This window comes from Ectobacillus sp. (assembly GCF_056992975.1).
The window spans coordinates 1-8656 of record NZ_JBXKMX010000214.1 but is presented as its reverse complement, the minus strand read 5'-3'; the positions used below and the strand labels follow the sequence as shown (position 1 = coordinate 8656).

Annotated in this window: 9 protein-coding genes and 1 pseudogene; 9 read left to right on the top strand and 1 reads right to left on the bottom strand. The window is 38.3% G+C overall.

Features of this window, described 5'->3' with window-relative positions; translation table 11 throughout:
• Positions 1 to 202, bottom strand: a 202-nt coding sequence (locus AC11ZT_RS09890; RefSeq protein ID WP_484059436.1) for a recombinase family protein, incomplete at its 3' end; no start/stop codon positions are given.
• A gap of 192 nt (positions 203 to 394) precedes the next feature.
• On the opposite strand from AC11ZT_RS09890, the gene AC11ZT_RS09885 reads away from it, so the two are divergent.
• The 9 genes and pseudogenes from AC11ZT_RS09885 to AC11ZT_RS09845 all read left to right on the top strand — a co-directional run.
• Positions 395 to 580 carry a hypothetical protein gene (locus AC11ZT_RS09885; protein WP_484059435.1) on the top strand — a complete coding sequence of 62 codons (186 nt, stop codon included), beginning with the start codon at positions 395 to 397 and terminating at the stop codon, positions 578 to 580.
• 491 nt (positions 581 to 1071) lie between these two features.
• Positions 1072 to 2355: a Y-family DNA polymerase gene (locus tag AC11ZT_RS09880; protein WP_484059434.1), complete on the top strand. Its 1284-nt coding sequence runs from the start codon at positions 1072 to 1074 to the stop codon at positions 2353 to 2355.
• Between the two features lie 14 nt (positions 2356 to 2369).
• Positions 2370 to 2705 carry a YolD-like family protein gene (locus AC11ZT_RS09875; RefSeq protein WP_484059433.1) on the top strand — a complete coding sequence of 112 codons (336 nt, stop codon included), beginning with the start codon at positions 2370 to 2372 and terminating at the stop codon, positions 2703 to 2705.
• A gap of 202 nt (positions 2706 to 2907) precedes the next feature.
• The gene (locus tag AC11ZT_RS09870) at positions 2908 to 3519 is read left to right on the top strand and encodes a LysE/ArgO family amino acid transporter (protein WP_484059432.1); all 612 of its coding nucleotides are present in this window, start codon (positions 2908 to 2910) and stop codon (positions 3517 to 3519) included.
• Between the two features lie 112 nt (positions 3520 to 3631).
• Positions 3632 to 3823: pseudogene (spoVFB, locus tag AC11ZT_RS09865) on the top strand (dipicolinate synthase subunit B); the annotation flags it as partial.
• 133 nt (positions 3824 to 3956) lie between these two features.
• A complete protein-coding gene (gene asd, locus AC11ZT_RS09860) occupies positions 3957 to 5003 on the top strand; it encodes an aspartate-semialdehyde dehydrogenase (protein ID WP_484059431.1) in 1047 nt (348 codons plus the stop codon).
• 23 nt (positions 5004 to 5026) lie between these two features.
• Positions 5027 to 6247: an aspartate kinase gene (gene dapG / locus AC11ZT_RS09855; protein WP_484059430.1), complete on the top strand. Its 1221-nt coding sequence runs from the start codon at positions 5027 to 5029 to the stop codon at positions 6245 to 6247.
• Positions 6248 to 6264: 17 nt separating this feature from the next.
• A complete protein-coding gene (dapA, locus tag AC11ZT_RS09850) occupies positions 6265 to 7143 on the top strand; it encodes a 4-hydroxy-tetrahydrodipicolinate synthase (RefSeq protein WP_484059429.1) in 879 nt (292 codons plus the stop codon).
• A 213-nt stretch (positions 7144 to 7356) separates the two neighbouring features.
• Positions 7357 to 8656: ribonuclease J (locus AC11ZT_RS09845; protein WP_484059428.1), on the top strand; the 1300-nt coding region annotated here is incomplete at its 3' end.

Sequence of the window (8656 nt, the reverse complement as noted above, 5' to 3'; positions counted from 1 at the left end):
CAAGCAACCGTAGCATTTCGGGACGATGCACAAGGCTTTCGCCGGAAGCAATTTCTTGATAAGTAGCAATGATAGTAAGATGATGATCCTTAGCAAATTTGAATAAGATTTCTTTGTGTTTTGAAAGGGTTTCACTCTCGCCTTGAGCTTCTGCTTCCAGATCGGCACGGCTTTTCCGTAAGTATATAGCAACGCGGTTCATCAGCATCACCTCATTATCAAAGCATATTAAAGGGAACATAAAAAAGAACCTATAGGGAGGTTCTTTTTGTCTCTCATTCATCTTCGTTCTTTTTTAGGAGGCCAGAACAGATAAGTCATAAAAAAGGTCTGCAATTTTAGAGTTTGTTCGTCAAGAAAGGTTGCATATACATTAACGAAAGGTGTTGATACTGTGAACAATAAATATGTAGCCACTTATAAGATTGGGAATGCAACTGTCCATATTGTCGCACCGCCTCCTATGAGCGAGGAAGAAATTGAAGCCGTACTTCGTGAATATCACGAAGCTGGATGGATGATAATAGAAGATCTTATGAGGCAGGCGGATTATACATTACCCGATATACAAAGAGAATAAGAATACTGGCTTTCTACTTATTTTTTTAGAACACTACGAATTTGCAGTATGAGTACAAAAATGACCAGACCAAATACGGATATAATAAAAAATATAGTGTTAATAAAATGTGAATAGATCCATTGTGCCAATTTCATCACCTCAGTTATTTAGTATAGACAAGTATGGGAATGAAATATCGTTAATATAATGAACTGTGTAATTTTTTTTGAATGAAGAGAAGTACGCTATAGGTTCTTAGAGTGAGGGAGATATAAATGACTAACTGTTTCCTTCGTTTTTTAAAATCTCGAACATCATTTTTTTAGCTTAAAGTCCAGAGTACGAGTGATTTAATTATTTGTCCTTGCCTTGTTTGAACTTCAACGAGCAAGGATATTTGTCTTTGAAAGTAATAAATTATTTTTCCTTAAAGTTCCACTTTTATTTTTCTTTCAATTGGCATATAGTAATAACAAAAGGGAACAAATGTTCTATATTGGAGGAGGAAGATGAAATTTCATTTTAATCATACGCAGCAACGAGCACGTACAATCTTCTGTATAGATTTAAAATCATTTTTCGCTTCAGTTTCTTCTATTATGCGTGGACTAGATCCTTTAACCGTGAAATTAGCGGTTGTAGGTAATACAGAGCAGCAAGGTTCTGTTGTATTAGCTGCTACATCAAAGCTAAAGAAATTAGGTATTAAGACGGGTTCGCGTTTATATGAAATACAACCATTGAAAGACATTATCATTGTGAATCCATCGATGGCAGAGTATGTTCGGATTTCAAATGCTATCACTGAGATTTTTTTAAAATACGTAGCACCATATGATTTACATACGCTATCAATCGACGAGAGCTTTTTAGATGTTTCTGATTTTAAATATCAAAGACTGTATAAAATGACTTCTTGGGAGCTAGCAAAAGTAATTCAAAAGGATATTTTAGATACCACTGGAATCACAGCAACGGTTGGAATGGGACCAAATCTTTTTCTGGCGAAAATGGCATTATACAGTGCAAAAAAAGTAAAGGATGGTATTGATGAATGGACGATACAGGATGTACCTAGGAAGCTATGGCCTTTGCCTTTAACGGAAATGTACGGAATTAACGTAAGAACTGAGCGTCGTTTGAACAGAATGGGCATTTTTAGTGTGCAACAACTTGCAAAACATCCAGTTGCACTTTTAAAGAAAGAACTTGGAGTTTTAGGACTTGAGCTTCGGCAACACGCAAATGGAATGGATGAAAGTCAAATTGACGAGCCATATACTCCTGTTTCCACGTCAATTGGAAAATCACAAATATTGATGCGTGATTATGTAGATATACAAGAATTGAAGATACTCATACTCGAACAACTAGAAGAAGTATGCTTTCGTATGCGCTGCATGAAAAAGCTATGCCGTACGATTCATCTAAGCGTGGGGTATAGTCGCACAACGGGGGGAGGGGGATTTTCCCACTCCTATACGCTCTTTGAACCTACCAATATTACGATGGAGTTGTATAAGGTTTGTTTGCATCTGTTTGAAATGTATTATAATCAGTCTCCTGTGCGTCAAATCGGCATGTCGTTGACTAATTTTGTAGCAGCGGAGGAACGGCAGCTTTCGATTTTTGAGGATGTGGATAAACGAGGGAAAGAAGAGAAGCTTGCTTTGGTGATGGACGAAATACGACGAAAGTATGGGAAGAATGCATTACTTCGGGCAGTTTCTTACACGAGCGGCTCCACTGCAAAACATAGAAATACGTTAATTGGTGGACATAAGTCAGAATGAAAGGATGATACCCTGTGCAAATCAGTGAACGAGGCATGAAAAAGTGGGCGGCTTTTCAAGCCATTACGCCGCAGTTTGAAGGGGTGAAACGAATGATTCAGGAGCAAAAGAAGGTAGCACGACCGATTTTGGATGAAAATAAGATAGACGAAATTAATCGTACATTGGCGGAGGCCTATAACCGAAAATTAGCCATTGCTGTTACGTATTACAGTGATGGACATTTTTATTTGTATGAAGGTCTGCTAGAAAATATTAGTACTATTTATCGATGTATTGAAGTGAAAACCATACATGGTGAGGAGCATACGGTGCCTTATATAGACATTGTAGACGTTGAAATGCGGTAGCTGCTTTCAAGAAAAATGATCGAGCCGCGGTGCAATAAGTCTAACTATATGAATTGCAATGCCTGAAGTCCTTCAGACACAATTAATATAGTTCTCCTGACAAAAGATACCCTCCTAGTTTTTTTCTCTATATATCATTGATGGCGACTTACCTAGATTTTTCTTATACAATGGTAACAACGATCAAGTTGGAGGATAAGAAATGATAGCAGCAATTTTTCATGGTTTCCTTTTAGCATTTGGATTAATTTTACCATTAGGTGTACAAAATGTGTTTGTGTTTAACCAGGGAGCGGTTCAGTCAAAGTATGTGAAGGTGTTACCTGTTATTATTACCGCATCTCTTTGCGATACATTATTAATTTCGTTGGCCGTGTTAGGTGTATCGGTTGTTGTCCTAACTTATTACTGGCTTAAAACCGTTTTACTTTTGATTGGAATTTGTTTTTTATTCTATATGGGGATTGTTACATGGAGAAGCAAACCAGCTCTTCATCAAGATAAAGCCGTTTCGTTTTCTCCAAAAAAACAAATTATGTTTGCCATGTCTGTATCATTATTAAATCCACATGCTATTTTAGATACAATTGGTGTGATTGGAACCAATTCCTTACAATATGCTGGATATGAAAAAGCAGCATTTGCAGTAGTATGTATGCTCGTTTCGTGGATATGGTTTGCTGGTTTAGCAATGGTAGGCAGGCTATCGGGGGAATTAGATAAGTCAGGACGTTTTTTGTTTGTTTTAAATAGAGTTTCAGCTTTGATAATGTGGGGAACGGCTATTTATATTGGAACTACTCTGATCATATAGATCTGCAATGAATCACTATTAATCATGTATTAATGAACAGAACTTGCGTGAAGGGATAAGATGTCCCACCAGTCGACAGTTTAAATATAAGTGAATGTGGTTACATCCTGTTGGTTACATTTTAATGCGTCTTATGGCAGCAAGAAATATGTATTTTGTTCCATTTGGTCAGGACGCTCCTGATAAAAAGCCAAGTTCAATGGTTGCAAGGATGGAGCTTTTACATGATACAATCAGTATGGCATTAGAAGGTAAACAACTTCAGCCGGTTATTGTGGAAAAATTCAAATACATGAATAATTAATCATTTTAAACATAGGGAATTTTTCGAAAAAACATCAAACGTACCTTACAATGTGGTATTATTGATTTCATAAAGATGGAGGATACCCTCATCTTTTTATAAGTACAGGATGTATGTAGAAAGGGGTATAGTGATGGAAAAGAAAAAATCTTTTCATGTCGCTGTAGTTGGAGCAACCGGCGCAGTTGGTGAACAAATGTTAAATACGTTAGAAAAACGCAACTTTCCAATAGAAAAGCTGACGTTATTATCTTCTAAGCGTTCTGCTGGCAAGAAGATTTCCTTTAAAGGAGAAGAAGTAACGGTACAAGAGGCAACACCTGAGAGCTTTGAATCTGTAGATATCGCACTCTTTAGTGCTGGTGGATCCGTTTCTAAATTGCTAGCACCTGAAGCAGCGAAGCGCGGTGCTATTGTTGTTGATAATACAAGTGCATTTCGTATGGATCCAAACGTTCCACTCGTTGTACCTGAAGTTAACGAGAAGGATGTTTTTCAACATAATGGTATTATCGCAAATCCAAACTGTTCTACAATTCAAATGGTTGTAGCACTTGAACCGATTCGTGCTTCTTACGGATTAAAACGAGTAATTGTTAGTACGTATCAAGCAGTTTCTGGTGCAGGTACAACTGCAATTGAAGAATTGAAAGAACAATCTAGAGCGATGTTAAGCGGAGAAGAAGTACAAGCGAATATTTTACCAGTAAAAAGTGGGGAGAAACATTATCCAATCGCATTTAATACAATCCCACAAATTGATGTGTTCGAAGATAATGGTTTCACTTATGAAGAAATGAAAATGATTAATGAAACGAAAAAGATTATGCATATGCCAGAACTTGAAGTGGCAGCTACTTGTGTTCGTCTTCCTATCGTAGCTGGTCACTCTGAATCTGTGTATATTGAAGTAGAAAACGAAGGTGTAACGGCAGATGATATTCGTAATCTGCTAGCAACTTCAGATGGTATTGTAGTGCAAGATAATCCAGCGGAGCAAGAATATCCAATGCCACTTTATGCTACAGGAAAAAATGAAGTATTCGTTGGACGTATTCGTAAAGACTTAAATAATGATAAAGGATTCCATCTTTGGGTAGTATCCGATAATTTATTAAAGGGTGCTGCATGGAATTCTGTTCAAATTGCGGAGGGTCTTATAAAATTAGGTCTCGTGTAAGTTTTTAAAGAAGGTGCCAAAATATGAAAATAATTATACAGAAATTCGGCGGTACATCAGTACGCGACGAAAAAGGAAGAAAACATGCACTTCGCCACATTTCAAATGCCATTCAGGAAGGGTATAAAGTTGTTGTTGTTGTATCCGCAATGGGGCGTAAAGGAGAGCCTTATGCTACCGATACTCTCCTTAGTCTCGTACATGACAAACAGTCCCATATCTCTAACCGAGAAAAGGATTTACTTTTATCATGTGGCGAGCTTATTTCGGCTATTGTATTTTCTGATATGTTAAATGGTGAAGGGATTAAATCAGCAGCATTAACCGGTGCACAAGCTGGTTTTATCACAACAGAAGATTTTACCAATGCGAGAATTATCGAAATGAAATGTGATCGGGTGCTGGAAGAATTTCAACATGCTGATGTTGTTGTTGTAACTGGATTTCAAGGTCAAACAGTGAATGGGGATATTACAACGCTTGGACGAGGCGGCAGCGATACATCTGCCGCTGCATTAGGGGTTGCTCTTCAGGCAGAATACATTGATATCTTCACAGATGTAGAAGGAATAATGACCGCAGATCCTCGTATCGTGAAAGATGCAAGACCGCTTGAAATGGTAACTTATAATGAAATTTGTAATATGGCATATCAAGGTGCGAAAGTTATACATCCCCGTGCAGTTGAAATTGCGATGAAGGCGAAAGTTCCATTGCGTGTTCGTTCTACTTATTCCGATAGTACAGGGACTCTTGTTTCGGAGTATGAAGGTATTGGTCAAGGGCGGCTCATAAAGGAACGACCTGTAACAGGTATTGCACATGTATCAAATGTAACGCAAATAAAAGTTTACGTAAAAAATGCGCCATACAATTTACAAGCACAGGTATTTAAAGAAATGGCCAACAATCAGATTAGTGTGGATTTAATTAGTATTTCTCCAAATGGCGTTGCATACACAGTAAATGACGACGTAGCGGACCTAGCAATTGAAGTTCTCCATCGAATTGGTTATGATCCAAGTGTTACAAGACACTGTGCGAAAGTATCCATCGTCGGAGCAGGTATGACTGGGGTACCTGGTGTGACTTCTACCATTGTTACAGCTTTGTCCGAAAACGGAGTGCAAATATTGCAATCAGCTGATAGCCATACGACGATTTGGACGCTTGTAAATGAGAGTGATCTCGTAACAGCCGTGAACGCTTTACATGACGCTTTTGCATTATCGAAAGAAGCATAAAGTCAAGGAGTGGGAGCATGATAGATTTTGGCACAGTCGCAACCGCTATGGTAACACCATTCGATCGCGATGGAAATATTGATTTTGCAAAAACAACAGAACTTGTGGATTATTTGATTGGGCACGGAACAACTGCATTGGTCGTATGTGGTACAACAGGCGAATCTCCAACGCTTACGACAGACGAGAAAATAGCGCTATTTCGGCATGTTGTAAGTGCAGCAAATGGTCGGGTACCTGTTATTGCTGGTACGGGCAGTAATAATACTCGTGCTTCTATAGAGCTAACGAAAAAGGCAGAAGAAGCTGGTGTGGACGCGGTTATGCTAGTCGTACCTTACTACAATAAACCATCGCAAGAAGGTATGTACCAACACTTTTCCACGATTGCAAATAGCACACCGCTTCCTGTTATTCTGTATAATATTCCAGGACGTACAGTTGTAAAGTTATCAGTGGAAACAATTGTTAGATTATCGCATATTGAAAACATTGTCGCATTAAAGGACGCTACAGGCGATGTGCTTTCCATGACTGAAGTAATCGAGCAAACAGATGATACTTTTGCTGTATACAGCGGGGATGATGGCTTAACACTTCCAGCTCTAGCGGTAGGAGCAAATGGCGTCATTTCAGTTGCTGCGCATATTATTGGAAATGAAATGCAAGAAATGATTTCCGCTTTTTATGCTGGGGATTACAAGAAAGCGCAAAATCTTCATCAGCTTTTACTACGTGTAACAAAAGCGGTATTTATGGCTCCAAATCCAACGGCTGTAAAAGCAGCCCTTGCTATAAATGGAATAGACGTCGGTTCCGTTCGGCTACCTCTTATCCCATTAACGGATGAAGAACAATTCCGACTTGAGCAAGTAATAAATACTATTCAAAAGTAAATATCTATTACGAACCTATACGTAGTTATGCCACAGTGAAAACCACTGTGGTTTTTTTTATGTTAGTTTATGCAAGAAAGTGAAGGAAAATACGGTTTTATGAATATTCATGACTTACGAGTAAAGATTTTAACTTGTTTTCTATTTCTTATTTCAGTTATAATACTCGTAAGTGACTTAGTACGGTTATGCCCATCATGGGGAGGCTATAAGGTGAGAAAGAAAGAGATAGAAAAAGTAAGAGTATTTTCCTTAGGTGGAGTAGGGGAAATCGGGAAGAATATGTATGGAGTCGAAGTAGATTCTGATATTTTTATTGTAGATGCTGGTCTTAAATTTCCGGAAGAAGGAATGTTCGGAATTGATGTAGTAATACCTGACATTACATATTTAGAAGAAAATAAAGAACGAGTAAAAGCATTATTTTTAACGCACGGTCACGAAGATCATATAGGCGGCATTTCATACGTACTAAGGAAGCTGCAAATCCCGGTTTACGGGACTCGTTTAACATTAGGATTATTAGAAGAAAAATTACGAGAAGCAGATCTGCTCGGTCGCGTCACATTGAAACCAATTGATGCAAATTCAATCGTTATGTTTGACCAAACATCTGTATCATTTTTTCGAACGAACCACAGTATACCTGATTCAGTAGGAGTTGCAGTTCATACATCGCAGGGAGCAATCGTCTACACAGGAGATTTTAAATTTGACCAAACGCCAGTGGATAACTATCGTGCGGACATTGGTAAAATGGCTAAGTTAGGCAATGACGGGGTTCTTTGTTTGCTTTCAGATAGCACAAATGCAGAGCGCCCAGGTTACACTGGATCCGAAAAGGCAGTGGGAGCAGAAATTTCCAAAGTTTTTAGTAGTGCAGAAGGTCGAATTTTAATCGCAACCTTCGCATCCAATGTGCACCGAATTCAGCAAGTATTTGATGCAGCACAAGAACATGATCGTAAAGTGGCAGTGGTAGGAAAGAGTATGGTGAAAGTTGTCGATGTTGCTAATACTTTAGGTTACTTACATATCCCCCAAGATATGATCATTTCATCTCAAGATATTGACCAATACGACGATCATCAGATTGCAATTTTAACGACAGGTAGTCAAGGAGAGCCAATGGCTGCATTATCTCGAATGGCAAAACAAGCACATAAGCAAGTTTCTATTCGGCCAAATGATACAGTTATTATCGCTGCTTCGCCAATTCCAGGAAATGAAACTTCTGTTTCTAAAACAGTAGATTTATTATTTAGAGCTGGCGCGAATGTAATTTATTCTGGACAAAGAAAGATTCATGTATCCGGTCATGGCAGTCAAGAAGAGCTGAAGCTTATGCTGAACTTGATGAAGCCAAAATATTTTATTCCAGTTCACGGTGAATACCGTATGCAAACGGCTCATGCAAAATTAGCTCGAGATATTGGAATAGATAATGATCACATTTTTATCGTGGATAAAGGTGATGTTATTGAATTTCAAGAAGGACAACATAAAGGTGTTG

Coding starts and splice junctions, on each gene's coding strand:
- AC11ZT_RS09880 (WP_484059434.1), top strand. CDS start 1,072: ATGAAATTTCATTTTAATCATACGCAGCAACGAGCACGTACAATCTTC.
- AC11ZT_RS09870 (WP_484059432.1), top strand. CDS start 2,908: ATGATAGCAGCAATTTTTCATGGTTTCCTTTTAGCATTTGGATTAATT.
- asd (WP_484059431.1), top strand. CDS start 3,957: ATGGAAAAGAAAAAATCTTTTCATGTCGCTGTAGTTGGAGCAACCGGC.
- dapG (WP_484059430.1), top strand. CDS start 5,027: ATGAAAATAATTATACAGAAATTCGGCGGTACATCAGTACGCGACGAA.
- dapA (WP_484059429.1), top strand. CDS start 6,265: ATGATAGATTTTGGCACAGTCGCAACCGCTATGGTAACACCATTCGAT.